Consider the following 663-nt stretch of genomic DNA (forward strand, 5'->3'; position numbering starts at 1 on the left):
GAGCAACGCAGTGACCTATTCATCATCACTGATGACGTATACGGTACATTTGCCGATGACTTCGTTTCTCTATTTGCAAAACTACCATACAACACACTTTGTGTTTACTCGTTCTCTAAGTACTTTGGCGCAACAGGCTGGCGTTTAGGTACCATTGGTATCCAACACAAAAACGTATTTGATGACGCACTAAGTTCTTTCAGCGAAGAAAAACAGTGTCAACTTGATGACCGTTACAAAACACTGACTCCAGAGCCACGTGACATTAAGTTCATCGACCGCATCGTTGCGGATAGCCGTAGCGTAGCATTGAATCACACTGCCGGTCTGTCTCTACCACAACAAGTACAAATGGCGATGTTTGCTCTAACTTGTCTAATGGACTCAGAAGGTCGCTACAAAGCCGCTTGTAAACGAATCATCCGTGAGCGCTACACAACGCTTTACAAAAACATGGGTGTAGCAATCGAAGAGAACAAAGACCGTGTGGATTACTACACACTACTAGAGCTAGACACGCTAGGTGGCAAACTTTACGGTCAAGAGTTTGTCGACTGGTTCAAAGCTAACGAGAAAGGTAAAGACTTCCTATTCCGTCTTGCTCACTACTTAACGCGGCTACATGGATTCCCCCGGTTGTCAAACATCCGCTAAACTTATGTT

Annotated in this window: 1 pseudogene; it reads left to right on the top strand. The window is 44.6% G+C overall.

Going from position 1 to position 663, the window contains the following annotated elements:
- Positions 1-606: pseudogene (locus AB4274_RS21885) on the top strand (aminotransferase class I/II-fold pyridoxal phosphate-dependent enzyme); the annotation flags it as partial.
- Between the last annotated feature and the right edge of the window lie 57 nt (positions 607-663).

Origin of the sequence: Vibrio sp. 10N.261.55.A10 (genome assembly GCF_041470825.1) — a bacterium.
In the GTDB taxonomy this organism is placed as follows: Bacteria; Pseudomonadota; Gammaproteobacteria; order Enterobacterales; family Vibrionaceae; genus Vibrio; species Vibrio crassostreae_C.